The sequence below is a fragment of the Hymenobacter psychrophilus genome (assembly GCF_900107135.1).
In the GTDB taxonomy this organism is placed as follows: Bacteria; Bacteroidota; Bacteroidia; order Cytophagales; family Hymenobacteraceae; genus Hymenobacter; species Hymenobacter psychrophilus.
Window position 1 is genome coordinate 1 of the sequence record NZ_FNOV01000016.1, and the last position, 26,961, is coordinate 26,961.

Below are 26,961 nucleotides of genomic sequence, written 5' to 3' on the forward strand. Positions count from 1 at the left end.
AAAAGTGCAGGTGGCCTATGTCGACCAGGGCTACACGGGCGAAAACGCCGCGTATGCTGCCGCCGTGCACGATATTGACTTACAGGTTATTGCCAAGCCCGAAGGCCAAACCGGCTTTGTGCTGCTGCCCCGCCGCTGGGTCGTCGAACGCAGCTTCGGCTGGGCCGCCCGCTTCCGACGCTTGGCTCGTGACTACGAACGCCTGGCCCTGACCATGCAGCAATTTCACTTCCTGGCCTTTGTCACGCTCCTGCTGGCAAAAGGCGTTTTCCGGGCCACCAGTCCATAACAGGCTCTACGGTGCCGGGTTCAAGCACCATAGTGCGGGCCGGTAGCGTTTCGGGCCGCGCCAGCCGCTTAAGTTCGGCTTCCAGGCCCGGCGAAAGCGGATGAATGGCGCGGCAGACGGTCAGAAATGCTTCCATGTGAGCCAAGTTAAACCACAAAAAAACGGCCGCTGCCACCAGCAACGACCGTTTTCAGTCCAAAAAACATCCACACTAATCCAATCCCGTACTCTACTAATCACTAATCACTAATCACTAATCACTAATACGCCCGGGCCTGCCACTCGGTGAGGGAAAGGCGCATATTGGGCAGGCGCGATTTAAAGGCATCATCGTCTTTATCGCCGAGCTTGATGGCTTTGCGGGCATACACAATGGCCGTGCCGTAATCCTGCTGCTGGGCCAGCAGCCGGGCTTTTATCCAGTTGTTGCTTACTTCGCTCTGCAGCCGGATAGACTCGTTTATCCAGGCTAAGGCGCGCTCGGGCTGCAGGTTGTTCTGCACGAGGTAGTCGGCGGCCTGGGCCAGCAGTTGCCAGTCGTTGGGCTGCTGGCTCAGGGCCCGCTCGACGCCAGCCAGCACCTGCTTGTGCACTTCCACCTCAAACAACAGCACCACGGTGCGCTTCTCCCACGTCAGGTTGAGGTGGGCGCCGTTGGGCCGCACGTTGGAAAACCAATAGAGCAGGCTTTCCTGAAACTGGGCCGGCTCGGTCTGGACCGGCACCCGGATGATGTCCTGCTGCGGGTCGTAGCCGTCGGTGCCCCAGTGGGTGGTTACGCGGTTGAAGGCCACTTCCCACTCGCGGTCCTGGTGCGGAATGACGTAGTAAGAATACTGGCCGGCGGGCACGCTCTGCCCGTTTAGCAGCACCGGCGTCGAGAAGCGGATGAGCGTGTTTTCGTTGGCCCCGGCGCGCCACACCTGCTCGTAGGGCACCAGCCCGCCCCACACGGTGCGGCTGCGCACCGAAGGCGAATGGTACTCCACCGTCACGTCGGTGAGGCCCACAGCCTGGGCCACCAGGGCGCGGGGGCTGGCCTGGGGTAGCAGCAACTCAATGCCCGTTGGTACGCCCGTAGTAGGCGGGGGCAGCGGGGCCGGGGCTGCCTCGCCGGCCAGGGGCGGGGGAATAGCGGCTGGCGTCTGCTGGGCGCGGGCCCCGAGTGAGCCACCGGTAGTCAGGGCAAACAGAAGGGCACAACGAAGGGCAAGGAAGCGGGCAGTCAGCATAAAATCGAAAAACAAAGCAAGTCAGGAAACTGTAACATAGCCGGCACGGCAACCGCACCACCAGCCAAACAGTAACAATGGTGCCAAAACTAGGTTGACCTGTTACGGGAAACGTGAAGTTCTCGGTTTTTTGATAATTTTTTCGGGGAAAAGTTTTCATCCTGTTGTACTGCTCGTACATTTGCCCCGCTACTTAGCCCCTTATGATTTTCTCCGCGCCTCGTTTTACTGCCCTTAGCCACCCGGCCGCCCCCGTAGCGGGCCGCCCGGCCGGGGCCGGCGCGTCTGAGTCTGCCGCTTGGCATCATCACGGGTACCATTCCTCTTTCTAGAGGAATAAACGCATCATATTGACCCGTTGGGCGAGCCGCATCAGGCTCCCCGGCCCCCGGAAAAAAGGGGGCCGGCCGGCTTCTGGCCTCTGCCCAGCCTTCGCGGTCTGCCAGCAAATCCTTTCCTTAAGTCGGTTCTGTAGTCTCCCCTCAGTCGGCTCTCAAACCTTTCCGAATTACCAGTTAAGAATTCCGAAAAACGGCCAATTCTTGATTTCTAATTTCTAATTCTTAATTAAAAATACATGCTCCGTCTGGCAATCCAGAAATCCGGCCGCTTAAGCGAAGACTCCCTGAACCTGATCCGCGAATGCGGCATCAGCTTCCTCGCCGCTTCCAACAAGCTCAAAACCGAAGCCACCAACTTCCCGCTCGAAATCCTGTATCTGCGCGACGACGACATTCCTGGCTACGTGCAGGATGGCGTGGCCGACCTGGGCATTGTGGGCCAGAATGTGCTGGTGGAAGCCGGTTTCCCGGCGCTGGAAGTGGAAGGCCTCGGCTTTAGCAAGTGCCGCCTGAGCTTGGCCGTGCCCCGCGCCGCTGCCTACGATTCCATCCAGGATTTGCAGGGTGTGAGCATCGCTACTTCGTACCCCCAGATTCTGGGCGACTACCTGCGCGAGAAGGGCGTGCAGGCCCACCTGCACACCATCAGCGGGTCGGTGGAAATTGCCCCCAGCATCGGGCTGGCCGAGGCCATCTGCGACATCGTGAGCAGCGGCTCGACGCTGCTGGGCAACGGTCTGCGCGAGGTGGAAACTGTGTTTCGTTCCGAAGCCGTGCTCATTGCCAACCAGAACCTGAACGCTGAGAAAAAGGAGTTGCTGGAGCAGTTGCAGTTCCGGATGCAGGCCGTGCGCCGCGCCCGCCGCAACAAGTACATCCTGCTCAATGCCCCCGCCGCCGCCCTCGACCAGGTGAAAGCCCTGCTGCCCGGCATCAAGTCGCCCACCGTAACGCCCCTGGCCGAAGAAGGCTGGGTTTCGGTGCAGTCGGTGGTAAACGAGGACGACTTCTGGCACATCACCAGCCAGCTCAAAGCCGTCGGTGCCGAAGGCATCCTGGTCCTCCCGATTGAGAAAATGATCAGCTAACTCAGCTGTTAGCTAGTAGCTGAGAGCTGTTAGCTTCCAATCGGAGGCTCGCAGCACGAAAGCTAGCAGCTAACGGCTATCAGCTAACAGCTATGATGATAGTTCAATATCCTTCCCGGCCCGAGTGGGCGGCGCTGCAACAGCGGGCGGCCCAGCAGCAGGCCCAGGACGTAGAGCAGCGGGTGCAGCAGATTTTCGAGGACGTGCGCCAGCGTGGCGACGCGGCCCTGCTTGATTATGCCCAGCAATTCGACCGCGCCGACCTCTCGGCCGCCGGCGGTTTGCGCGTGGGGCCCGAGGAGCTGGCGGCCGCTGCGGCTCAGGTTCCTTCGGAGCTGCAAACGGCTATCCGGCAGGCCCACGCCAATATTCTCCGCTTTCACCAGGCCCAGGTGCCGGCCGAAGAGCGGGTGGAAACGATGCCCGGCGTGAGCTGCTGGCGGCGGGCGGTGCCCGTGCAGCGGGTGGGCCTTTATATTCCCGGCGGCACCGCGCCGTTGTTCAGCACCCTGCTTATGCTGGGCGTGCCGGCCAAGCTGGCTGGCTGCCCCCAAATCGTGCTCTGCACCCCACCCCAGCAGAATGGCTCGGTGAACCCGGTTATCCTGTTCACCGCCCAACTGCTCGGCATCACGACCATCGTGAAAGCCGGCGGGGCCCAGGCCGTGGCCGCCCTGAGCGGCGGCACGGCTTCGGTGCCGGCCGTGGACAAGATTTTCGGTCCTGGCAACCGCTACGTGACGGCCGCCAAACAGCTGGCCACCCGCTACGGCGTGGCCATCGATATGCCGGCCGGCCCGTCGGAGGTACTGGTTATAGCCGATGAATCGGCCAAACCGGCCTTCGTGGCCGCCGACCTGCTCAGCCAGGCCGAACACGGCCCCGATTCCCAGGTGATCCTGCTCTCCGACTCCTTGTCTATGTTGGAGCAGACCAAGGCTGAAGTCGAACGTCAGCTGCGGGACCTGCCCCGGGCCGAAGTGGCCGCCCAGGCCCTCACCGAAAGCCGCGCCATTCTGCTGGAAACCCCGCAGGAGATGCTCGACTTCTCGAATGAGTACGCCCCCGAGCACCTGATTCTGGCCGTGCGCAACCCCGAGAAGCTGGCCGAGGACGTTACCAATGCCGGCTCCGTATTCCTGGGCCATCTGACCCCGGAAGCCGTGGGCGACTACGCCTCGGGCACCAACCACACGCTGCCCACCAACGGCTATGCCCGCAACTACAGCGGCGTGTCGCTGGATTCGTTCCTGAAGAAAATTACCTTCCAGCGCCTGACTGCTGAAGGTTTGCTCAACGTGGGTCCGGTAGTCGAAACCATGGCCGAAGCCGAAGGCCTCCGCGCCCACGCCCGCGCCGTCACGCTCCGCCTGGAGTCGTTGGCTGGCGGGACCCAGGAATAACTACAGAACGTCATGCTGAGCGCAGCGGAGTCGAAGCATCTCTACCGCTTCGCTGTGTTGCCAAATCAGCCGACAGGATTAGCATTGCGGCAGAGATGCTTCGACTCCGCTGCGCTCAGCATGACAGTTCTTGTACCCTGTCAGAAAAAAATCAGCGTCATCATCCCAATTAGCGCAAATCAGCGATTCATGTTCAACTTAGATAGCCTCGTGCGGCCCAACATCCGGGGCATGAAGCCCTACTCGTCGGCCCGCGACGAATTTCAGGGCGAGGCCCAGGTCATGCTCGATGCCAACGAGAACAGCCTCGGCAGCGCCGGCCCCGAGCGGTTCAACCGCTACCCCGACCCCCAGCAGCGGGCCGTGAAGGCCGAGCTGGCCCAGCTAAAAGGCGTGGCCGCTAAGCAGATTTTCCTCGGCAACGGTTCCGATGAAGCCATCGACCTGCTCGTGCGCCTGACCTGCGTGCCCGGCCAGGACAGCCTGCTCATCCTGCCGCCAACTTATGGCATGTACGAGGTAGCCGCCAACCTCAATGATGTGCGCGTGGAGCGCCTCCAGTTAACACCCGACTTCCAGCTCTCGCCCGAAATCGTGGCCGGGGTGTTGGCTTCGGAGGCGAAGCTGGTGTGGCTCTGCTCGCCCAACAACCCCAGCGGCAACCTGCTGCACGCGGAAGCCATTGAGGAAATTCTGCGCGGTTTCCGCGGCTTGGTGGTGGTGGATGAGGCCTACGCCGACTTTGCGCCGGCCGCCAGCTGGACCACCCGCCTCGCCGAATTCCCGAATCTGGTGGTGCTGCAAACCTTCTCCAAAGCCTGGGGCCTGGCCGGCCTACGTTTGGGCATGGCCTTCGCCTCGCCGGAAGTCATCGGCTACCTCAATAAAATCAAGCCGCCCTACAACATCTCGGAAGCCACCCAGCAGCACGCCCTGGCCGCCCTCCACGACGCGCCCCGCTTCGAGGAGCTGCGTCGGCAGCTGCTGACCGGCCGCGACTGGCTAGCCGAGCGTCTGCCCGCGCTGCCCATCGTGGCGGAAGTATTTCCCTCGGATGCCAACTTTTTGCTGGTCCGCTTCAAGCCCGACGCCACGGCCCTCTACGATTTCCTGGTGGGCCGCGGCATCATCGTGCGCAACCGTACCACCCAGCCCGGCTGCGCCGGCACGCTTCGCCTCACCGTGGGCACGCCCCAGGAAAACGAGCTGCTGCTTGAGGCCCTGCGGGAGTTTGCGGGGTAGTATATAGTAAGGAGTAAAGGAACGTCATGCTGAGCGAAGGCGCAGCCGCAGTCGAAGCATCTCTACCGCTTCGTTGTAATAAGTAATTAGCATTGCAGTAGAGATGCTTAGACTGCGGCTGCGCCTTCGCTCAGCATGACAATGGCTTTTAAAACCAACTCATGAAAAAAGTACTCTTCATTGACCGCGACGGGACCATCCTCATCGAGCCGCCGACGGATTTTCAGGTGGACGCGCTGACGCGGGAAAAATTTCAGTTCGTGCCCGGCGCCATCACCGGCCTGGCGCGCATTGCCCGCGAGCTGGATTACGAGCTGGTGTTGGTGAGCAACCAGGACGGCCTCGGAACTGCGAGCTACCCGGAGGATACCTTCTGGCCGGCTCACAACATGATGCTCGACGTGCTGCGCTCGGAAGGCGTGGAGTTCGCGCGGGAGCATATCGACCGGAGCTTCCCCCACGAGAACCTGCCCACCCGCAAGCCCGGTACCGGCATGCTCACGCAGTACCTGGGCGAAGGCGCGTACGACCTCAAAAATTCCTTCGTCCTCGGCGACCGGCTGACCGACGTGGAGCTGGCCCAGAACCTGGGGTGCCAGTCCATCCTGCTGAAGCCGGAAGGGGAGGAGGACGAGCGCGCTGCCCTCACGACTATGAGCTGGGAAAAAATATACCAGTTCCTGCGCCTGCCCGCCCGCACCGCCGTGGTCCAGCGCGACACGAACGAAACCAAAATCAGCATCGAACTCAACCTCGACGGCAACGGCCGCCCCGAGATGCACACCGGCCTGGGCTTCTTTGACCACATGCTCGACCAGCTCAGCAAGCACTCGGGCGTGGATATGAAAATCAATGTGCAGGGCGACCTGCACATCGACGAGCATCACACCATCGAGGACACGGCCATTGCCTTGGGCGAAGCCTTCACCCAGGCCCTCGGCGACAAGCGCGGCCTGGCTCGCTACGGCTTCCTGCTGCCCATGGACGACGTGCTGGCCCAGGCCGCCATCGACTTCTCAGGCCGACCCTGGATTGTGTGGGACGCCGAGTTCAAGCGCGAAAGAGTAGGGGATATGCCCTGCGAGATGTTTTACCATTTCTTCAAAAGCTTCTCCGACGCCGCCCGCTGCAACCTCAACATTAAAGCCGAGGGCCAGAACGAGCACCATAAGATTGAAGCCATCTTCAAAGCGGTAGCCAAGTCCATCAAGATGGCCCTGGTGCGCGACGCCGGCCGCATGGAAATCCCCAGCACGAAAGGCATTTTATAGTTTATCCATTTGTATAAACAAATGGATAAAATACTGAGCTGAAACACGTTGCTTGTAAGGTTGTCATCCTGAGCAGAGCGAAGGACCTTATCACGTCCACACGTTTTGCCCACTCATGATAAGGTTCTGCGCTCTGCTCAGAAAGACTGATTTAGAAGCACGGCTAGGCTGGAATGTCTTTACATATTTGTTTAAACAAAAGAATAAGCAGCCTTTTTTCTAGATATGTTCAAATGAAAATAGCCATAGTTGATTACAAAGGCGGCAACGTGCAGTCAGTGCTATTTGCGCTGGAACGGCTGGGCGTGCAGGCCACGCTCACAGCCGACCATGACGTGCTGCGCCGGGCCGATAAGGTGCTGTTCCCGGGCGAGGGTGAAGCAGCTTCTGCCATGAAGGAGCTGCGGGCCCAGGGCCTGGACGAGCTACTGCCGACGCTCACGCAACCCTTCCTTGGCATCTGCCTCGGGATGCAGCTGCTGGGCCGCCACACCCAGGAAGGCGGCGGTACCGACATGCTCGGGATTCTGCCCTTCGACGTGGTACGCTTTCAGTCTGCCGCGCCGGAGCACAAGGTGCCGCACATGGGCTGGAACAACCTGCAGACCCTGCGCAGTCCGCTGTTCGAGGGCCTCAGCGCCGAGGACTACGTGTACTTTGTGCACAGCTACTACGCCCCGGTAGGCGACTACACCATTGCCGAGGCCGCGTACCCCGCGCCCTTTAGCGCCGCCGTCCAGCACGAGAACTTCTACGCCGTGCAGTTCCACACCGAAAAGAGCGGCCCCGTCGGCACCCGCATTCTGGAAAATTTTCTCAAGCTGTAATCTCTCCCTGTCATCCTGAGCGGAGCGAAGGACCTTATCACGTCGGAACAAGTCACTACTACGAGTGTCGTTCTGTTTTAATAAGGTCCTTCGCTCCGCTCAGGATGACAGATGATCTGTTCTACATCACTTCATGAACATCATTCCCGCCATCGACCTCATTAACGGCCAGTGCGTGCGCCTGACGGAGGGCGACTTTGCCCAGCAGACCACCTACGATTCCGACCCGCTGGCCGTGGCCCAACGCTTCGAAGCCGCCGGCGTGAAGCGCCTGCACCTCGTGGACCTCGACGGGGCCCGGGCCAAGCAGCCCGTGAACCTGCCGGTGCTCGAACGCATTGCCCGCTACACCAACCTGCACATCGACTTCGGGGGCGGGCTGCAGAGTGAGGCGGCCGTGCGCCAGGCCTTCGACGCTGGGGCCCGGCAGATTACGGCCGGCAGCATTGCCGTCCGCGAGCCCGAAACCGTGACCGGCTGGCTCCGCACCTTCGGGGCCGAGCGCATCATCATCGGGGCCGATTACCGCGACAACCACATTTCCATCAACGCCTGGGCCGAGCAGAGCGAGCGGACCCTGCGCGAGTTCGTGGAGAACTACCTCGCCACCGGGGCCACCACCTTTATCTGCACCGACGTGAGCAAGGACGGCAAGCTCCAAGGCCCGTCGCTGGCTACCTACACCGAGCTGCGGGAGCAGCTGCCCGCCGCCGAGCTCATTGCCAGCGGCGGCGTGACCACCATTGCCGACGTGGAAGCGCTGGCGGCCGTGGGCATGCACGGGGCCATCATTGGCAAGGCCATCTACGAAGGCACGATTACGCTGGAGCAGCTGCAGCCCTGGCTGTAGGCGTTGTGTTTAACTGTTGGTTCTTCTGTCATCCTGAGCGGAGCGAAGGACCTTATTACGTTTGAGGAATACCTATCAACGGAGTCGTGTCTACGTGATAAGGTCCTTCGCTCTGCTCAGGATGACAGTTTACTCTGACCACTCATATGCTAACCAAACGAATCATTCCCTGCCTCGATGTGAAGGACGGGCGCACCGTGAAGGGCGTCCGCTTTGAGGGGCTGCGCGACGCCGGCGACCCGGTGGCGCTGGCCTCGCGCTACGCCCGCGAGGGAGCCGACGAGCTGGTGTTCCTCGACATCACGGCCACCAACCAGAAGCGGGCGACGCTCGTGGCCCTGGTGCGCGACGTGGCCCGGGAGCTGGACATACCCTTCACCGTGGGCGGGGGCATCGGCACTATTTCCGATGTGGAGGCGCTGCTGATGAACGGGGCCGACAAGGTGAGCATTAATTCGGCCGCCCTGGCCCGGCCCGAGCTGATTGACGAGCTGGCCGCCCGCTTCGGTTCCCAGTGCATCGTGGTGGCCGCCGACGCCCGCTTCAACGACGCCGACGGCTGGCAGGTGTACACCCGGGCCGGCACCAACAACACCGGCCGCGACGCCGTGCAGTGGTGCCGCGAGGCCGCCGACCGGGGCGCGGGCGAAATCCTGCTCACCTCCATGAGCAACGACGGCACCAAGGACGGCTTCGCCCTCGACATTACCGGGGCCGTGAGCCGGGCCGTGACCATCCCGGTCATTGCCTCGGGCGGGGCCGGCTCCAAGCAGGACTTCACCAACGTTTTCCAACAAGCCCAGGCCGACGCCGGCCTCGCCGCCAGCATCTTCCACTTCGGCGAAATCGGCATCCGCGAGCTGAAAGAACACCTGCGCCGCGACGGTATCCCGATGCGGCTGTAGCGGTTGGTTTTTGGTGGGTGGTTTTTGGTTTTTGGCTCGGGGATGAGAAATCATTCCAGCAGCCAGAAGTTGAAAAAGAACATCAACCAAAAACCAAAAACCACCCACCAAAAACTAACACCAAATGGATTTTGCCAAAATGCCCGATGGGCTGATTCCCGTGATTGTGCAGGACGCCGCCACGGGCCAGGTGCTCATGCTGGGCTACCAGAACGAGGAGGCCCAGCGCGTGACCCGCGAAACGGGCCGCGTGACGTTCTTTTCCCGCTCCAAGCAGCGCCTCTGGACCAAGGGCGAAACGTCGGGCAACTACCTGACCGTGGTGAGCGAGCACGAGGACTGCGACCAGGACGCGCTGCTGATCCGCGCCATTCCCGACGGCCCGACCTGCCACCGGGGTACCACCAGCTGCTTCGAGCAGCCCGCCCAGACGGCTTACCCGGCCCCGGCCGTGAGCTTCATTGCGGAGCTGGAGCGCCTGGTGCAACGCCGCCATCAGTTTCCCGACGAGGACCCCAAGTCGTATACCGCCTCGCTCTTCCGCAAGGGCATGCCCAAAATTGCCCAGAAAGTAGGGGAGGAGGCCGTGGAAACCGTTATCGACGCCGTAGGCGGCAACGTGGAGGGCCTCAAGGGCGAAGCCGCCGACCTGTTATACCATTTGTTGGTCCTGCTGACGGCCTCGGGGTTGTCGTTGGAAGACGTGGTGGAGGTGCTGCGGGCCCGGCACAGCACCATTTCGGGGGGCGTGCGCCGGCCGGAGTAAGTACGGGCTTTGTCCTGTCAAAACGCTGCTCGTGCGCTTTAACAGCATCCGGGCAGCGTTTTTCTGTTTCTATTCCTTTATTCTGATATTCTGATAGTTTCTCATGCCGGTTCCCTCTATCCACTTAGCCCCGCTCCACGCCGACCAGGCCGCGGTTTTCCACCGCTGGATCAGCGACCCGGTGGCGGTCAGGTATTCGCTCACGGCTTTTCAACGCCCGCATACGCTTCCGCAGGTGGAGCAGTGGCTGGCGGCCACGTTGCAGGATACCAACAGTCATTCCCTGGGCATCTACCTGACCGGCACTGACGAGTTAATCGGCTACGCCGGCATTTCCGGGATTTCCCGCCACAACTGCTCCGGCGAGTACTTTATCCTGCTGGGCGAAAAACGATATTGGGGGCAGGGAATCGGGACGGAGGTAACCCGGCGGGTGGTTGCGCTGGGCTTCGAACAGCTGCAGCTGCACCGCATTATGCTCACGGTTTCTGAGCCCAACCAGGGTGGCGTAACGGCCTACCTGCGGGCCGGTTTCCAGCTGGAAGGTCGCCTGCGCCAGGCCTGTTACCGGGATGGCGCGTTTCACGACAAACTCCTGATGTCGGTTCTGCGGGCGGAATGGCACGCCTGATGATCTGCCTGCACAGTCTGTTATATGTTTTATATGTTGGAGAAATTATCTACTAAGTCTGACGATGCGACAAAATAAGTTGCCCGTAATTGTTCTGATGGCGGGGCTTTTCCTGACCCAATGCACGAGTAGCCGCCGAACTGCCGAAGTAGCCGCAGTAGACCTGATAAGCACTGACATCGACCTTTTCTGGGTGGCTTATCCGGCGGCGATGCGCGACACGGCGCAGGCCGGCCGGGTCTTCGCGGAGCAGTATTTCGCCAAGGGTTCGCCAGGGCTGCGCGATTATTTCGCCCGCAAATACCAGGGCGACGCCCGGCGATTTGCCCGCAGCATTAGTCAGCGTCCCCGCTTCTACGCTTCCATCCGGCCCGCTACCTTGGCCGTTGCCTCGCAGAAACCACAGATTCTGGCGGCTTTCCGGCGGCTCCAGCAGCTGTATCCGCCGGTCCGGTTCAACGATGCCTACTTTCTGATGGGCGGTTTTGCCGGCAGCACCGCCCAGCCGGTCGGCCTGCTGATGGAGGCTGAGCAAACGAGCTGCGGGCCGGGGGTGGATACGGCGGAACTGACGCTGGTGCAGCGCAACCGGTGCGGGGCGGTGGCCGATTTGCCGGCCGTAATCACCCACGAGATGGTGCATAACGTGCAGCAGCCCCACGATGGAACGCTGCTCGGGGGCGTTATTCGGGAGGGAATGGCCGACTTCGTGGCCGAGCTGGTAACGGGCCAGCCCGGCGGTAATGCCCGCCTGCACCTGTACGGCAATGCCCACGAGCAGCAACTCTGGCGCGAGTTTGTGCCCGAAATGAATGGGCGCGACCCGCGCAACTGGCTGGCCAACTCGAAGCAGGAGACGGCCGAGCGACCCTGCGACCTGGGCTACTACGTGGGTTACCGCATCTGCCAGGCCTACTACGAGCAGGTTCCCGACAAGCGGCGGGCCCTGGCCGAATTGCTTGAAACCAAGGATTTCAACGACTTGCTGGCCCGCAGTAGCTATGCCGCGAAAATGAGTTCCCGGTAGCCGTTGTACCTTGCCGGCCCATTTCCTTACCGCCCAGTATGTCCGCTGCCAACCCTGCCTACCTGTCCCAGCAAAGCCTAACGGTGCTCGTGCCCGTATACAACGAAGAAGAAAGCCTGGGGCAGTTTGTGGTGGAAATGGACAAGTTTCTGGCCCAGACGCCGGTTGCCACTACCGTGCTGTTCGTCAACGACGGCTCTACCGACGGTTCGCTGGCCATTCTGCGGGACGTGTGCGGCCGTAAGCCGGGCTACGAGTTCATCAGCCTGAGCCAGAACCGGGGCCTGAGCACGGCCATCAAAGCCGGTATCGACCATGTGCGCACCACGCTCATTGGCTATATCGATTCCGACATCCAGACCACCCCGCTCGATTTTCTGGGCTTTTTTGAGTTCTTTCCCGCGTTCGATATGGTCAACGGTATCCGGGCCAAGCGGCAGGATACGCTCGTGAAAAAACTCTCCTCGAAAGTGGCCAACGGCGTGCGTCGTACGCTCATCAACGACGGGATTCAGGATACGGGCTGCCCGTTGAAAATCATTAAAACCGACTATGCCCGCCGGCTGCCGCTGTTTCACGGCATGCACCGCTTTTTGGGCGCGCTCGTGCAGCTGCAGGGCGGCAAAGTCAAGCAGCTGCCGGTGCGCCACTTCCCGCGCTTTGCCGGCACGGCCAAGTACAACCTCTGGAACCGGGCCTGGAAGCCGCTGGTCGACACGTTCGGTTTCCGCTGGATCCGCAGCCGCTGGAAGAACTACGAAATCGGGGAGCAGCAGCGCCAGCCCGAGTGCCAGCCCGAGGTCCTCAAACCGGTAACCGACCAGTAAGCGGGCCGCTATGAAGTCGCTCCTGACAACGGCCAACGTGGCCCTGGTAATTGGGCTGGTGTCGCAGCTGCTGTTTTCGAGCCGCATCGTGCTGCAGTGGATTCAGAGCGAGCGGGCCAAGCGGGTGCTGGTGCCCACGCTGTTCTGGCAAATCAGCCTGGTTTCGTCGCTGCTGATGATTGTTTACGGCCTGCTGCGCCACGACCCGGTTATTCTGGGGGCCCAGCTCATCAGCTACGCCATCTACGTGCGCAACCTGCAGCTGCTGGGCGAGTGGGGCAAGCTTAGCGCCGGGTTCCGGGCCGCGGCTTACGTGCTGCCGGTGGCGCTGCTGAGCTGGTTTGTGGCCGGCAACCGTCATTTCAGCCTGCGGGCCATGCTGGGGACCGAAATTCCGGGCGGGCTGCTGCTGCTAGGCACCGTGGGGCAGGCCATCTTCCTGCTGCGCTTCGTGTATCAGTGGATTTATTCCGAGCGCCGGGGCGAGTCGAGCCTGCCGCTGAGCTTCTGGGTAATCAGCCTGGTCGGTTCGTTGCTGATTCTGGCCTACGCCGTTCTGCGCCGCGATGTGGTGCTCATTATCGGCAACGTATTCGGGACGGTCGTTTACGCCCGCAACATGGTGCTGCTGCGGCGGGAGCTACGCGGGGTGTCGCCCGTGGTCCTGCCCCACGTCAACAGCAAGTCGAACATCCGCTCCTGACACTTTTCCGAACCCGAAGCGTAACTAACCAGAAAGAGCATGGTCCCCGACTCAGAGAGTCGGGGACCATGCTCTTTCTGGTGCAGCAGACCGGCCCGCAGCCAGCGGCGGGAAGTCGGCTACTGGGGGGCGGCCAGCCAATCCACGAAAGTCCGCAGGCCGTCTTCCAAATTTGTCTGTGGCGCGTAGCCGAGCAGCTGCCGGGCCTTGCTGATGTCGGCGTAGGTTACGTCTACGTCGCCGGGCTGCATGGGCTGCAGCTCCAGCCGAGGCTCCACCCCTACGGCCCGGCCTACGGCGGCAATCAGGTCCAGCAGGGGCACAGGGCAGTTGTTGCCCAGGTTCAGGGTTTCATACACGCCCTGGTGTGCCAGCAGGTAGTCCACGCCCCGGCTGATACCGTCCACCGTATCGAGTACGAAGGTATAGTCGCGGGCCGTGCTGCCGTCGCCGAACACCGGAATGGCCTGGCCGGCCCGCAGCAGGCGCACAAACTTATGGATGGCCAGGTCGGGGCGCTGGCGGGGGCCATACACGGTAAAGAACCGGGCGTTGAGTACGTCGAGCCCGTAGAGGTGGTGGTAGGTAGCCGTGAGCTGCTCGCCGCTGAGTTTGGAGGCTGCGTAGGGCGAAATGCAGCTGGCCAGCAGGGGCATGTCCTCGCGAAAGGGCTGCTCGCGGGTGTTGCCGTACACCGAGGAGGAGGAGGCAAAAAACAGCTTCTCGATGTCGCGCTGGCGCATCCATTCCAGCAGGTGGGCCGTGCCGAGCACGTTGTTTTCGAGGTAGGCGGCGGGTTCCCGTACCGAAGGCCCGACGCCGGCTTTGGCCGCCAGATGCACTACTACGTCCACCGGATCGGCGGGCAGCGCGTCGACCAGCGCGTCGGGTCCGCGGCGCAGGTCGGTTTCGTGGAAGCTGAAGCGCGGGTGGGCCCGGCAGGCGGCCAGGTTGCGCTCCTTGCTGGCGCGGTCGTAGAAAGGATCGAAGTTGTCGAGGCCGATGACGCGGTGGCCGTCGTGGAGCAGGCGCTCCGCCAGGTGCGAGCCAATAAAGCCCGCGCAACCTGTTAGCAGAATGGAAGCCATGAAAAGAGGCAGGGAAGAGGTCAATTGGGCCCAATGGGCCAGTCAGGCAAATGTAATCCGATTTCGGTGGCCGGCCTTACGGTTCAGCTGGCCAGTGCCGGCGCTGCCAGCTGAGCCGTAAGGCCGGAATGCTTTCTGTTTTGTTTATAAGCCGCACTACCTATAACGGAGTCCGGCTTTCGCCGTACCCTAGTAGCTGCGAGTCCGTGTGGCAGCCGCTTTTTCTGCGCTATGCTTTTTTGTTTTTGTGTGTGGCGGCGACTGGCCATGTGGGCTGCCGGCCCGATTTCGCTGTTGGTCATGGTTACGGTTATGGTCATGACCCCTGCTTGTGGTGCCAGGGCCCAGACGCCGGCCGGCTGGCAGGCCCCTGAGCCGCCGGTTTCCGGCCCGCTGGTCATTGGCCACGCCGGCTCGGGCTTTCTTACGTTGCTGCGGCCTTTCAACCCGCTGCCGCCCAGCAGTCGGCGCAGCATCCGGCAGGCCCTGGCCCGCGGGGCCGATGGGGTAGAGGTGGACGTGCGGCTAAGCCAGGACAGTGTGGCCGTCCTCTACCACGACCCCCGACTCGAATCGATGACGACCGGTGCGGGTTGCGTGAGCCAGACCCCGGTACAGGCCCTGACCCGGCTCGACTACCGGGTGCGCTGGCCCTACCGCTGGTTTCAGCCGCACGAGCAGGTACGCCGGCTCGATAGTCTGCTGGCGTATCTGCAGCAGCGGCCCCGCTATCCTTATCTGCACCTGGACCTGCACGAAGACGACCCTTGCGCCACCAGCGACCCGGCCCGCGACAGGGCCCTGGCCCGGCAGCTGCAGCTGCTGTTGCGTTCTTATAGGGTACCGGCCGGCCGGGTTACCATTATCAGTAGCCGGCCGGCCATGCTTCGCTATCTGGGCCAGTTGCTACCGGCCGTAGGCCTGGGCCTCGAGGTAGAAGAAGCGAACTACGCCGCCGCCACTGCCGGGCTCGATAGTCTGCAGGGGGTGGGGGCCGTGGTACTGCACAAAAATGCCTTTACGCCCGAGCGGCTTGCGCAACTGCACGCGTTGGGGCGGCAGGTGGTGGTGTTCGGGGGGCGCTCGGCCCGGGCCGTGGGCCGGGTGGTGGCTACCGAACCCGATGCCTACGAAGTTGACAACCTGCGGCAGCTGCAGCGCACCCTGCGCCGTCGGACTTCAATAGGTGAGGAATAAACGCCTGCGTAGCCGCTGGCCGCTCCCCGGTAGCACTCTGCGTCCGCGTGGGTACGGGCACATCTTTTAATTCTTTTGATCTGGTTTTATGTCTTATCAAGCCGCTCCCCGTCGGGATAATTCCACGCTTATGGCCCGTTTATTTACTTCCCGCTGGGGGCGGGTACTGCTGCTGGGGCTGATCTGCGGGGTGAGTTTTTTCCTGCATAATGGAGCTTCCGAAGTCAGCCTGATGGAGAGCCGCAATTTTGTGGCGGCCCGCGAAATGGTTGCCGGGGGGTCGTGGCTGATTCCGACGATGAACCACGAACTGCGGCTGGCTAAGCCGCCGCTGCCCACCTGGGCCGTAGCGGGCCTGCAGCGCCTGATTGGCCCTACCCAAAACCTGGCGTTGCTGCGGGTACCGGCGGGTCTGGCTGCTACGTTGCTTGTATTCTTTTTCTGGGGGCTGGCCCGCGCCCTCACCCGTGGCCAACCCGCCGAGGCTACTGCGCCGGGCCGTACGGCCTGGCTGGCCGCGCTGGTGCTGGCCACGAGCCTGCTTGTCGTTACCACGGGCCGGGAGGGGCAGTGGGATATATTTGCCACCAGCCTGGCTATAGGCGGGCTGTGGTTGCTGGTTGAGGGCTGGCAGCGGCCGGTAAGGCAGGCTTATCTGTGGCTGGCAGGGGCGGGGGTACTGCTGGGAATGGCCATGCTGAGCAAGGGCCCGGTGCCCATCTACGCGCTGGTGCTCCCGTTTTTGTTGGCTTATTTTATTGGTCGGCCCACGCATCGGCAGGCCCTGCGGGCGCGCACGGCAGGCACAGTGCTGGCGGCCGGGCTGGCCGTTGTAATCGGGGGTAGCTGGCCGCTGTATATCTGGCTGAAAGTGGCCCCGGCCGCCCGGGCTGTGGCCCGGGTCGAAATAGCGTCCTGGGGCGAGCGGCACGTGCAGCCGGTATGGTATTACTGGCCTTTCTTCGCTTTCACGGGTTTGTGGGCCCTGGTTGCCTTAGCCGCGCTCGTGTGGCCTTATGCCCGTCCGCGGCTGCGGGGCTACCTCCCGTATGGGGTAGCGTTGGGTTGGCTGCTGGCGGGCCTGTTGCTACTGAGCATCGTGCCCGAAAAGAAGGAACGCTATATGTTGCCGCTGATGCCCCCGTTGGCATTACTGGTGGCGGGTCTGCTGCGCTATTGGCAAAGCCAGGAGTTGGGGGGCGGGCTACCGGCGCGTACAGGCTGGCTGCCCGACTCCTGGCTTCCCCGGACTTGGGGCGCGCTGTTGGTATTGCTGCTGCTGGCCCTGCCTGTCGCGATGGTGCTTACTGGTTTTACCGGCTTCGGATTAGGTTCGGTTCGATTTGGACTAGTGGTTGCATTGGTTGTTGCGCTGGGAGTGGGGTTGGTCCGGCAGGGGATTCTGCGGCGGCAAGTGAACTTCCTTATTGGTAGCACGCTGGTCGTGGTGGTGAGCATTATCGCGCTAGTAATGCCGGCCTATCCGCGTTGGGAGGGCCGCCGCGACGTACCCGGGCAACGGCAGCTCCGCCAACTGCCGGGCTTGCGTGGAGTGGGGGAGTGGTACAGCCTCGACACCCTGCATGTAAAGCAGGTATGGGCTGCCGGGCAGGCTGTTCCCATCTGGCATCCTACTGTAGACCAATTGGCCGGGTTGGCTCATCCGGTAGTTACTGTCTCGGGGCAGCCAGCTGAGGAAAGCCTACCAGCAGGCTGGGCAGATGTAGTGCGTATCACCCGGCAGGACTCATTCTATTTAGATCGGGGTCGTAATTCGGCAGTATGGTTTGTATCTCGGTTAGAGCCAATTATTCAGATCAAGAAATGATTTATAAAGTTTTGACAGCAAGCATTCTAACCAATTAATTTACTTAACATAATCAATAAACAGAAATATCATTTAAGGCTGTAGGAGTGAGGGGTATTCTTATCTGACAAAATCCACCCACATAGACCAACCGGTTCGGGTGGCTGATAATACCTCATTGTATTATCAGCCACCCGAACCGGTTGGTCTATGTGATGTCGTTCGATTAGTCGTTCAGCTGACGCTTTATCTTGTTTAGTAAGGCTTGCACCAGGTCCAGGTCGTCAACGTGCTCAATGGTAAGATGGGTATTCAGGCCAGGTCCATGAATATGGATCGCAAAGGTCTCTGTATGCACGGGCCCCTCCTGGACCGCAGCCTCTGGAGCTATTACACGACTTGATGCTACTGTAACGGCAGGCAGCGGGTGTTCCTGAGCGTCTGTTGGTACAAAGGCTGCCGGTAGAGGGCGCACAAAGCCTGTGAGCTCAGCGGTACCGCCAGACGCTATTGCTTCTGACTGTATCTCTATATCATCTGTGTCGAGTCCAAAGAGACTGGATACGGCATCGGATAGGCGCTGTGGTACAAAGGGTGGTTCCGGGGATGTACTGGTGGTGGTAGCGCTGACTGGGGGACTGCTACGTTGAGTGATGGTCGCCGATTCGCGCTGGCCGTTCTCAGTAGTAGCTACCGGAGTACTAGCCACTGGAGCCTGAAAGCGACTCAGCGGAAGTTCGGTACTGGCTAATTCTCGCCGCGGCTGCTGCTGAGCTGCTAATTGATCGATATCGGCAATGATGTTCTGCTCATTGAGGATTCCGGCCATACGTGCACCATCTATGAAAGCCTTTGTTACGGCTTGCGCATTGATTTCCTCCACTCCGAATTCACGTACTAGCATCACATCAAACATGTGTACTGGTAGTTCTCGATTCCGGAACTTACGGCATATCTGTGTGAACAGGGGGGGATGCAGGAATGCTTCACGTTCATAAATACGTTCTTCCTGCTTATCGTAAGCATTCTTAATACGGCGAAACAGGTTGGTTGTAGTCAGTAATTCCCGCTTACTGGTAAGTAGGCCAAACTTAACGGCTGACCCTATAATAGCTTTGAAAGAGCCACTTACTTTTCGGTTAAGCTTTCGTGCGGCAGTCTCGATAGCACACTTGCCACCAGTGTCGTCAACAACTTCGGCAACTTCCCAAGCACTCTGGTAGGAAGTACGGGGATAGTCAATAGTCTTCGGCATATAAGTGCGTCTGTTTAGGTGATAAGACAAACATAAGAGTAATAAGCAAACAAATAAGCAGCATAAAGTAATAATAAGTAGTATATAGTATATAAAAGTAATGATTTCTAATACTTTTTGTACTTTTTTTTACTATATCTATAGTATATCTTATTAAAGTCACTTAACAACTCTATCTAGCTCTATAAAATACAATATTATTATACCTTCTTACCATGCGGCCGTCGGGGCCGGGGAGGGCAATAAATTAGTCTGTTGATGCCTGATAGCTTGCCTGTACCAGCCTATCGAAACGGAAATGATACCTGACAGCACCTATCATTGCCGTTTAACAGAGACTCAGCAGAAGGCCTGAAACAGCCGACACTTCAGTTACGTCAGCAATCTTTCGTCATTTACAGCAGGAGCGAGGCTTGGCGGTTGTTTTCTCTTTTGACTCTTTTATCCGGCTCCGCTAAGGCGTGTTCTCAGTTGATCTGTTTTTTAGGAATAGGAACTTGGCGCTTGAATCACATTCAACGACACGCTATAACTCTTAAGTAGGAACGCGCATCGTATCAGCCGTGCAGTCCGTGGACTCAGTGTTCTGACAACTCCAGAAGTCTCCGTTTCTTAAAGCGGATACTATTCTTTGAACTTGTTCCATAAACCCAAGCACTGACCACTGCCAGCCACTGGCCAACAACTAAAAGAGAGTCACTCATAACGGCGGGGTGGCATTGTACGGCCTAATCAACTGGGGTGGTAGCTCAACAATTAGTACCGCGGCTTTCGGATTCCTGCCTACTTACTGCTGTGGTTACGACGTAGAACATCTTCTTACTATTTGGTTCATGGTGGCTGGTAAGACTCGTTGTACAAACCTGGTTGGCAGCTATTTATCAGGAACTATTATTGTCTTATAATTTATATTATGTTAAGTAGTAATTAGCAAAACAAGACTGGCTATTAACCAGTCTTGTTTTTAGGTCCTTCCCCACTCTAATGTAAAACGAGGAAAAGCCCTACTTGGGTTGGCCTATTTGCTGCCATCAAGTTTACTCATCATCCGCTGAGAATCCGCCTTGCGGTCTAGTCGCAAGTACACCTTCTGCAACGCGCTCATTGTGGCGCGGTCATCAGGCTGCGCCTCCAGTGCCTTCTCGAAATATGGCAGTGAGTCTTGAAAGTACTTTTTGCCATCTGTTTCCAGCTTCTTACCACCCGACTTCTGGTACTCGGCCAAACTCATTTTACTAGCCCGGGTATAATAATCGGCCGCTTTGTTGTAGTTGTAAATTCCGATGTTAAAGTTGGCATCGAAATTCTTCGGGTCAACCTCTACAGCCTTACGGTACGCGGCCAGCGCCTCCACCGGCTTCTTGTCCGCATCAAGCAGCGAGCCTTTTACAGCATATAGATTCGAGTTGGTCGGATCGGCGGCAATAGCACGGTCAATTTTTTCGAGGGCCTGCTTGCCCCGACCCGCGCTTAAGTCCATATTCAGTTCCTCCAGCATGAAGCCCTTATTACTCGGATACGCTTTCAACGCGTCCTGCACTACTTTCAAAGCTGCGGCATCATCTTTCTGCTGTTTGGCGATCTGCAGCATCCGGCCGTACATCTGAGGCGACTGGTATCCGATACCCTGCAGTTTACCGTACATTTCCTTCGCTCCGGCAAAGTTATCGTTGGCTTCCGCTGCATAGGCAGCGTACAAATAAGCCGTCGTATCCTGGGGCTTGATCTGCTGGGCCATCCGGTAAGAATCCAGCGCCTTGGCGTAGTCCTTGCTGTTGTAATTCTCTACACCAGCATTCAGCGCCATACCGTAAAGGCCGTCGAGCTTGGCCGTGGCCTGCTTGCCGTATTCGCCGTCTTTACCGTCGAGGCTCAGGGCTTTGTTATACGACTCAAAGGCAATTTTACCACCGTCTTCGGTTCCGAGGATTTTCTTATAAATCGGGCTGTTAACCATGCCCTCGTAAATTTCACCCCGGGTAAACCAGGTTTTAGCCTTATCCGACGTTTTTTCGTTGGTAACGGCCTTGTCGATTTCGGTCTTAGCTTTATCGAGCGTACCCTGACGCTGATAGAGAATGGCGTTGGTAACGGCCGAGTTTTGAGCGGAAGCCGTATGCAGGGCCGCGGCGGCTACGAGGGTTAAAAGAACTTTCTTCATGGGAGTTGGGTGAAGAATCTGCGGTTTGGGGAAAGGAATATGAGCGCAAACGGCAGAACTTCCGGGGAAGTTCTGCCGTCGCAAGTTAACAAGTGCTTAATTGGCACTAAGCAAATCCGGGTCGGTTAGTCCGGTAAGGTCCGCATCCGGTGCGGCCTCTGCAGCTTCCCCGACAGGAAGGCCGGTGGGCTCCGCTCCTTCCAACAGCTCGGCTTCCGGGTCTTCCACCTTCTCCTCGGCCGCCACTTTGGCCACCGACGAAATTTCGTCGCCGCCGCTGATTTTCAGCAACCGTACACCCTGCGTAGCGCGGCCGATGCTGCGCAGCTCGCTCATCCGCAGGCGGATGGTGATGCCCGACTTGTTGATAATCATCAAATCATCCGTGTCGTCAACGGCCTTGATGGACACGAGCAAGCCGGTTTTGTCGGTCAGCTTCATGGCCCGCACGCCCTTGCCGCCGCGGTTGGTAATGCGGTACTCGTCGAGCGGGCTGCGCTTACCGTAGCCGTTCTCCGATACAACCAGCAATTCCTGTTCGCTTTCCCTGTTGAGGCAGACCATGCCCACCACCCGGTCGCCGCCGGGCAAATCGTCGGCCAGCGTGATGCCGCGCACGCCGGCGGCGGTACGGCCCATCGAGCGGACTTTAGGCTCGGGGAAACGAACTGTCCGGCCCGAGCGCAAGGCCAATACTACCTCATCGTTGCCATTGAGCAGCTGCACGTCGAGCAACCGGTCGCCCTCGTTGATGCTAATGGCATTGATGCCAGCGGTACGAGGACGCGAGTAGGCTTCGAGCGGCGTTTTCTTCACCGTGCCCTGCTCGGTGCAGAACATGAGGAAGGTGTTGTCGAGGTAGTCGGGGTCGCGCAGGCCGCGCACGTTGAGCACCGAGCGGATGTTGTCTTCGCGCGGAATCTCAATCAGGTTCTGAATCGGACGGCCCTTGGTGTTCTTCCCTCCTTCCGGTACCTCGTACACCTTCAGCCAGAATACCCGGCCAGCTTCGGTAAAGAAGAGCAGATACTCGTGGGTGGTGGCTACGAACAGGTGTTCGGTGAAGTCGTCCTGCTTGGACGCGGCGCCGCGGGCTCCTACCCCACCGCGGCCCTGGCTGCGGTACTCATCGAGGGCGGTCCGCTTGATGTAGCCTTCGCGCGAGATGGTAATCACCATGGCCTCATCGGCAATCATGTCCTCCATCGAGAAATCGCCGCCGGCGTACTCAATCATCGTGCGGCGGGCGTCGCCGTAGCGCTCCTTGATTTCGGCCAGCTCGGTGCGGATGATGTCGCGCTGCATGTCCTCCGAGGCCAGTACAGCCTTCAGGTGGTCAACCAGGGCCATCAGCTCGTTGTACTCGGCCACGATTTTGTCGCGCTCCAGACCCGTGAGGCGCTGCAGACGCAGATCCAGAATAGCACGGGCCTGAATTTCGCTCAGCGAAAAACGCTCGATGAGCTGCAGGCGGGCCACTTCGCCGTCGCGCGAGCCGCGGATGATGGCAATGACTTCATCCAAATGGTCAAGCGCAATCAGCAGACCTTCCAGAATGTGGGCCCGCTTCTGGGCCTCGGCCAGTTCGTAGCGGGTGCGGCGAACTACCACATCGGCCCGGTGCTCGACGAAGTAGTGAATCAGCTCTTTGAGATTGAGCGTCATCGGGCGGCCCTTTACCAGGCACACGTTGTTGACGCCGAACGAGCTTTGCAGCTGGGTGTACTTATAAAGGTTGTTGAGCACCACGGTGGGCATGGCGTCGCGCTTGAGGTCATACACGATACGCATACCATCGCGGTCCGACTCGTCGCGCAGGTCGGAGATGCCCTCAATCTTTTTGTCGTTGATGAGCGCGGCCGTCTTCTCAATCATCGAGGCCTTGTTCACCATGTATGGAATTTCGGTGATGACGACCTGCTCCTTGCCGGTGCTGGTGGTTTCGAAGTGGGCCTTGGCCCGCATCACCACCCGGCCGCGGCCAGTTTCGAAGGCCTGCTTCACCCCTTCGTACCCATAAATGGTACCGCCGGTGGGGAAGTCGGGCGCCGTCACGTGCTCCATGAGCTCGGCAATGGTGATATCGGGGTTGGCCAGGTAGGCCACGATGCCGTCCACCACTTCGGTCAGGTTGTGGGGGGCCATGTTGGTGGCCATGCCCACAGCAATACCGGTAGTGCCGTTGACGAGCAGGTTGGGGAACTTGGCCGGCAGCACCGAGGGCTCCTCCAGGGAGTCGTCGAAGTTGGGCTGGAAGTCCACCGTATCCTTGTCGAGGTCACCGAGCAGCTCATCGGCGAGGCGCTTGAGGCGGGCTTCGGTGTAACGCATAGCGGCCGGCGAGTCGCCGTCGATGGAACCGAAGTTACCTTGGCCATCGACGAGCGGGTAGCGCAGGCTCCACTCCTGGGCCATGCGCACCATGGTGTCGTACACCGAGGAGTCGCCGTGCGGGTGGTACTTACCCAGTACCTCACCCACAATACGGGCGCTTTTCTTGTGCGCTTTATTGTACGAAACGCCCAAATCGGACATGCCGTAGAGCACGCGGCGGTGCACGGGCTTGAGGCCGTCGCGCACATCGGGCAGCGCCCGGGAGATGATAACCGACATCGAGTAATCGATGTAGGCCCCGCGCATCTCATCTTCGATATTAATCGGAATGATTTTTTCGCCTTCCGCCATAGGGAGCTTATAGTCGGCCGGTAAATCTCCAGGGTACTAGAGGAGCTTACAGGCCCGTGAAAATGAACTTCGTTGAAGCCTGCAAGATACGCAAAAAAGCCCGCTTTAGCTAGCCAGAACCGCGCTTTGCCACCCCCAGGGGAGGGACTAACGGGGCCGGAGCCAAGCCGGCCTAAGCCCTTCATTTAAGCTCCTGAACGCAACCGGCCGCGGCCGTTAGTTTGCGCGGTCGTTGATGGTGCGGCGGCGGTCGTTGTTACGCTTCACATCATCGGGCTTATACACCTTGATTTTCTCGCCAATGGCCGGGTTCTGCTTTTTCCAGAGCGGCTGCCCGCGGAACTTGGTGCCGTTGTGCATATGCACCTTACGGGTGTGGCAGGACTGCATGGGGCAGGTGCGGCAGGACGAAACGGCCAGCAGGGCCCCTACCAGCAGGGCCGGCAGACGGAGGCGGGAGAGCAGCAAACGAGAAGTAGTCATTGAGGTAAAGGTACCAAATATGATGAGGCCGAAAAGCCGCCCTGCAGGCTTTCAGTACCGGCCGGCCGCCGTCAGCACCTCAACCACCGACTCCAGCGGTTCGAGGCTGCCCAGCTCGGCCACTGCCGGCAGCAGTGCCGCAACCCCGGTGCGGTTCAGCCACACCGGCCGGATGCCCACGGCCTGCGCCCCCACTACATCGGCCACCCAGTTATCACCGACCATCACGGTTTCGGCCGGCCGGGCCCGCAGGTGCGCCAGGGCCACCTGGTAGATGGCGGGGTCGGGCTTGAGCACGCCGACGGCCTCGGAGGTAATGAGCGCATCGACCAGCCCACTCATGCCCAGGAAATCAAGCTTCTCTTCCTGCTCGGTGGTGCGGTTGTTGGTGACCACCCCAATCCGGTAATCGGGTTTCAGCCGCTGTAGCAGCGCCAGCGCCCCGGCCACCGGCTGCCGAAACTGCCGGTAATGGCCGTAGTGCTCCTCGGCCAGCTGGGCCAGCGCGGCGGCCGTTAGGGCCGCCGCCTCGTAGGGCGCCAGCAGCTGCCGGAACCGCAGCTCGCGCGCCGTCAGGTAGTCCAGCTCGCCGCGCATCACCCGCGGGTGCATCTCTTCCAGCAGGTCGCTATAGCGTTGGTAGAGCGCCTCGGCCGGCACCCCGCGCAGACTGGCCCGGCCGGCCGCCGTGGCCGCCAGCGCCGCCCGGGCCGTGGCCGTGTGGTCGTAAAGCGTATCGTCGAGGTCGAAGAGGATGGTAGTAATGGCGGGCATAGACCGGCTAAGCGGAAAGGAAGGCAAACTTATCGGATGGTTTGGATAACCGGGAGCGTCAGGGCTGCTTCATTTTCTGTACCTCTTCCAGCGTATAAACGCGGTACGGAATACCCAGCCGTAGCGCATTATCCTCCACCGTTTGCTCGAAGCCCGCTTGCTGCCGCCGCTCGTTCACAGTGGCCGCGTCTTTAATCGGCCAGATGAGCTGTTGGTAGCTTTTCTGGCCCGTAGCCGGGTTGGTTAGCTCGAAGCCGGCGCCCTGGGTGCCGTACATCTGCTCCCTGTTCTCATTCATCAGCTGGCGGTCCAGCATCATAGCATATTGCGAGAAAGCCAGTTCCCCTTTTTCAGCAACCTCCCTAATCAAGGGCAGGTAGCGGCCGATACGGTTGGAGTGCTGAATCACGTAAAAGGCCGCCTCATTCGTCGGCTCGCCCACCAGCGACTTACCCGGATAGCCATACTGCGCAATAAGCTGGCTCACGCGCTGGATATTGGAAGAGTCCGTTTCCAACATCCGGCCCGACAAGTAAGCCCCAACCTGCTCCACCGGCTGCTGTAATTCCGTGGCTACGGCCCGCTTTCCTTCACGTGTACCCGCACGCATCATCAGTTCCCGGTAATATTGGTCCGCAACCAGCAGGCTATCCAGCTCGTGTTTCAGGCTTATATTTAGCTGGGCCTGAGGTTGAGGGCGGGACGGGCGCTCCTGACTCGTACAGCTGCCCAACGCCCACAGGGCCAGGAATCCAATCAGATTGTGAGGCTTGGTCATTTTTGGGGCAGCATAGATAAAGCAAGAAGGTCCATGCTCCGCTATTCACTTATGTCCTCCCCTTCCCATTCGCGTAGAAACTGCTGCAGGAACTGCTCCATATATGCGTGGCGCTGTTCGGCTACCCGGCGGGCGGCGGGCGTGTTCATCCGCTCGCGCAGGTGCAGCAGCTTCTCGTAGAAGTGGTTGACGGTGGGCGCCGTATTCTGCTTGTAGCTCTCGAACGAATCGTGGCTCACGGGCGGTACGGCGGGGTCGTGCAGGGGGCGGTTTTTATGGCCGCCGTAGGCAAAGGCCCGCGCCACGCCAATGGCCCCGATGGCATCGAGCCGGTCGGCATCCTGCACCAGTTCGCCCTCCACGCTACTCATGGGCGTGGGCACCCCAAGGCCTTTAAAGCTGATTTCGCGGATGATGGCCTCTACGCTATCTATTACGGCTGGGTCGGCCTGCTGACTCATCAGCCAGGCGCGGGCGGCGCGCGGGCCCGCTTCCTCGTCGCCGTCGTGGAATTTCCAGTCGGCCACATCATGCAGCAAGGCGCCCAGCTCGGTTACCAGTGGGTCGGCCTCGGGCGTGTCGGCGGCTAGGCGGCGGGCCACCTGCCACACCCGGCGGATGTGCCCCCAGTCGTGGCCCGAACCTTCGTGCAGGAATTTTTCGCGAATGAAGTCGGCCGTACTACTAATGAGGAGCGAATCGGCGGAAGCAAGAGCAAGTGACATAGTTAGGCGGTAAAGCAGATTACCGGCAAAAGTAGGCCGAACCAATCGACCGGGCCGAACTGAGTTCCGGAATTATTAGCCGGCTCGCAAGGTTTCACGTATATTGCCTTCAAATGACGATTCAATATAGCGCATATGACGATGGTTCGTAATACCTCCATCACCGAAATGGTGGCCCTGATGGGCGGCCCGGCCGTTATTCCGCAGCTCGTACGCAACGAGATGGATCTGCTGGGCGTGGCCATCAAGGGCCTGTCGGTGCAGGCCGTGCGGGCGTTGCAACGCCACCTGGGCTTCTCCAACAAGGAGATGAGCGCGGTGCTGGGCGTATCGGAAAGTACCCTGACGCGGCGCGAGCAGAACCACAAGCCCCTCACGCTCGACGAAAGCGAGAAGGCCATTCAGCTCTCGGCCGTGCTGGCCAAGGGCATGGAGGTGTTCGAGGAGGAAGCCGACCTGCATTTCTGGCTCAACTCCCCTATTCCGGCCCTCGGCGGCCAGAAGCCCAAAGATCTGCTCTACTCCGTCATCGGCCGCGGCCAGGTGCACGACATCCTGGGCCGCATCGAACACGGACATTTCTCTTGATTTTTGAGCTGCTAGCTG

The 26,961-nt window shown here is 60.1% G+C and carries 25 protein-coding genes; 16 read left to right on the forward strand and 9 right to left on the reverse strand.

What is annotated here, in order from left to right:
- Positions 1-289: transposase (locus BLW21_RS18610; RefSeq protein WP_217633892.1), on the forward strand; the 289-nt coding region annotated here is incomplete at its 5' end.
- A 260-nt stretch (positions 290-549) separates the two neighbouring features.
- Here the strand turns inward: BLW21_RS18610 and BLW21_RS18620 are convergent.
- On the reverse strand, positions 550-1,521 hold the full coding sequence (locus BLW21_RS18620; protein WP_139255314.1) for a DUF2911 domain-containing protein: 972 nt from the start codon (positions 1,519-1,521) through the stop codon (positions 550-552).
- 577 nt (positions 1,522-2,098) lie between these two features.
- Between BLW21_RS18620 and hisG the strand changes: the two genes are divergently transcribed.
- The 12 genes from hisG (at position 2,099) to BLW21_RS18680 (ending at position 13,402) form a co-directional block, all read left to right on the forward strand.
- Complete coding sequence (hisG, locus tag BLW21_RS18625) at positions 2,099-2,950, forward strand: ATP phosphoribosyltransferase (protein ID WP_092743234.1); 852 nt, start codon at positions 2,099-2,101, stop codon at positions 2,948-2,950.
- A 92-nt stretch (positions 2,951-3,042) separates the two neighbouring features.
- A complete protein-coding gene (gene hisD, locus BLW21_RS18630; protein WP_092743236.1) occupies positions 3,043-4,353 on the forward strand; it encodes a histidinol dehydrogenase in 1,311 nt (436 codons plus the stop codon).
- A 189-nt stretch (positions 4,354-4,542) separates the two neighbouring features.
- The gene (gene hisC / locus BLW21_RS18635; RefSeq protein WP_092743238.1) at positions 4,543-5,595 is read left to right on the forward strand and encodes a histidinol-phosphate transaminase; all 1,053 of its coding nucleotides are present in this window, start codon (positions 4,543-4,545) and stop codon (positions 5,593-5,595) included.
- Between the two features lie 161 nt (positions 5,596-5,756).
- Positions 5,757-6,866 (forward strand): bifunctional histidinol-phosphatase/imidazoleglycerol-phosphate dehydratase HisB, encoded by a 1,110-nt coding sequence (gene hisB, locus BLW21_RS18640; protein ID WP_092743240.1) that lies wholly within the window; start codon positions 5,757-5,759, stop codon positions 6,864-6,866.
- A 233-nt stretch (positions 6,867-7,099) separates the two neighbouring features.
- Positions 7,100-7,693 (forward strand): imidazole glycerol phosphate synthase subunit HisH, encoded by a 594-nt coding sequence (gene hisH / locus BLW21_RS18645; RefSeq protein ID WP_092743242.1) that lies wholly within the window; start codon positions 7,100-7,102, stop codon positions 7,691-7,693.
- A 133-nt stretch (positions 7,694-7,826) separates the two neighbouring features.
- Entirely contained in the window at positions 7,827-8,543 is a 717-nt protein-coding gene (gene hisA, locus BLW21_RS18650) for a 1-(5-phosphoribosyl)-5-[(5-phosphoribosylamino)methylideneamino]imidazole-4-carboxamide isomerase (protein WP_092743244.1), read from the forward strand.
- Between the two features lie 146 nt (positions 8,544-8,689).
- On the forward strand, positions 8,690-9,448 hold the full coding sequence (gene hisF / locus BLW21_RS18655) for an imidazole glycerol phosphate synthase subunit HisF (protein ID WP_092743246.1): 759 nt from the start codon (positions 8,690-8,692) through the stop codon (positions 9,446-9,448).
- Positions 9,449-9,572: 124 nt separating this feature from the next.
- The gene (hisIE, locus tag BLW21_RS18660; protein WP_092743248.1) at positions 9,573-10,214 is read left to right on the forward strand and encodes a bifunctional phosphoribosyl-AMP cyclohydrolase/phosphoribosyl-ATP diphosphatase HisIE; all 642 of its coding nucleotides are present in this window, start codon (positions 9,573-9,575) and stop codon (positions 10,212-10,214) included.
- Between the two features lie 103 nt (positions 10,215-10,317).
- The gene (locus tag BLW21_RS18665) at positions 10,318-10,845 is read left to right on the forward strand and encodes a GNAT family N-acetyltransferase (RefSeq protein WP_092743250.1); all 528 of its coding nucleotides are present in this window, start codon (positions 10,318-10,320) and stop codon (positions 10,843-10,845) included.
- A 64-nt stretch (positions 10,846-10,909) separates the two neighbouring features.
- The gene (locus BLW21_RS18670; RefSeq protein ID WP_092743252.1) at positions 10,910-11,872 is read left to right on the forward strand and encodes a gliding motility protein GldB-related protein; all 963 of its coding nucleotides are present in this window, start codon (positions 10,910-10,912) and stop codon (positions 11,870-11,872) included.
- A gap of 38 nt (positions 11,873-11,910) precedes the next feature.
- A complete protein-coding gene (locus tag BLW21_RS18675; RefSeq protein ID WP_092743254.1) occupies positions 11,911-12,699 on the forward strand; it encodes a glycosyltransferase in 789 nt (262 codons plus the stop codon).
- A gap of 10 nt (positions 12,700-12,709) precedes the next feature.
- Positions 12,710-13,402: a lipid-A-disaccharide synthase N-terminal domain-containing protein gene (locus tag BLW21_RS18680; protein ID WP_092743256.1), complete on the forward strand. Its 693-nt coding sequence runs from the start codon at positions 12,710-12,712 to the stop codon at positions 13,400-13,402.
- Positions 13,403-13,521: 119 nt separating this feature from the next.
- Here BLW21_RS18680 and BLW21_RS18685 read toward each other — a convergent pair whose 3' ends face one another.
- Positions 13,522-14,490, reverse strand: a complete 969-nt coding sequence (locus BLW21_RS18685; protein WP_092743258.1) for a GDP-mannose 4,6-dehydratase — start codon at positions 14,488-14,490, stop codon at positions 13,522-13,524.
- A gap of 318 nt (positions 14,491-14,808) precedes the next feature.
- On the opposite strand from BLW21_RS18685, the gene BLW21_RS18690 reads away from it, so the two are divergent.
- On the forward strand, positions 14,809-15,687 hold the full coding sequence (locus tag BLW21_RS18690) for a glycerophosphodiester phosphodiesterase (RefSeq protein ID WP_175471045.1): 879 nt from the start codon (positions 14,809-14,811) through the stop codon (positions 15,685-15,687).
- 130 nt (positions 15,688-15,817) lie between these two features.
- Complete coding sequence (locus tag BLW21_RS18695) at positions 15,818-17,515, forward strand: ArnT family glycosyltransferase (protein ID WP_175471046.1); 1,698 nt, start codon at positions 15,818-15,820, stop codon at positions 17,513-17,515.
- Positions 17,516-17,720: 205 nt separating this feature from the next.
- On the opposite strand, the gene BLW21_RS18700 is transcribed toward BLW21_RS18695, so the two are convergent.
- The 7 genes from BLW21_RS18700 to BLW21_RS18730 form a co-directional block, all read right to left on the reverse strand.
- Positions 17,721-18,749: a hypothetical protein gene (locus tag BLW21_RS18700; RefSeq protein WP_092743264.1), complete on the reverse strand. Its 1,029-nt coding sequence runs from the start codon at positions 18,747-18,749 to the stop codon at positions 17,721-17,723.
- A 1,018-nt stretch (positions 18,750-19,767) separates the two neighbouring features.
- On the reverse strand, positions 19,768-20,910 hold the full coding sequence (locus tag BLW21_RS18705) for a tetratricopeptide repeat protein (protein WP_092743266.1): 1,143 nt from the start codon (positions 20,908-20,910) through the stop codon (positions 19,768-19,770).
- Positions 20,911-21,006: 96 nt separating this feature from the next.
- Positions 21,007-23,595 (reverse strand): DNA gyrase subunit A, encoded by a 2,589-nt coding sequence (gyrA, locus tag BLW21_RS18710; RefSeq protein ID WP_092743268.1) that lies wholly within the window; start codon positions 23,593-23,595, stop codon positions 21,007-21,009.
- 216 nt (positions 23,596-23,811) lie between these two features.
- A complete protein-coding gene (locus BLW21_RS18715; protein WP_139255315.1) occupies positions 23,812-24,078 on the reverse strand; it encodes a hypothetical protein in 267 nt (88 codons plus the stop codon).
- A 51-nt stretch (positions 24,079-24,129) separates the two neighbouring features.
- Positions 24,130-24,852 (reverse strand): HAD family hydrolase, encoded by a 723-nt coding sequence (locus tag BLW21_RS18720; RefSeq protein ID WP_092743272.1) that lies wholly within the window; start codon positions 24,850-24,852, stop codon positions 24,130-24,132.
- Between the two features lie 58 nt (positions 24,853-24,910).
- Positions 24,911-25,630: a DUF6624 domain-containing protein gene (locus tag BLW21_RS22100; RefSeq protein ID WP_092743274.1), complete on the reverse strand. Its 720-nt coding sequence runs from the start codon at positions 25,628-25,630 to the stop codon at positions 24,911-24,913.
- A gap of 41 nt (positions 25,631-25,671) precedes the next feature.
- Positions 25,672-26,355: an HD domain-containing protein gene (locus BLW21_RS18730; RefSeq protein ID WP_092743276.1), complete on the reverse strand. Its 684-nt coding sequence runs from the start codon at positions 26,353-26,355 to the stop codon at positions 25,672-25,674.
- Between the two features lie 135 nt (positions 26,356-26,490).
- Here BLW21_RS18730 and parS point away from each other — a divergent pair, with 135 nt between their 5' ends.
- Positions 26,491-26,943 carry a type II RES/Xre toxin-antitoxin system antitoxin gene (parS, locus tag BLW21_RS18735; protein ID WP_092743278.1) on the forward strand — a complete coding sequence of 151 codons (453 nt, stop codon included), beginning with the start codon at positions 26,491-26,493 and terminating at the stop codon, positions 26,941-26,943.
- Positions 26,944-26,961: the final 18 nt, after the last annotated feature.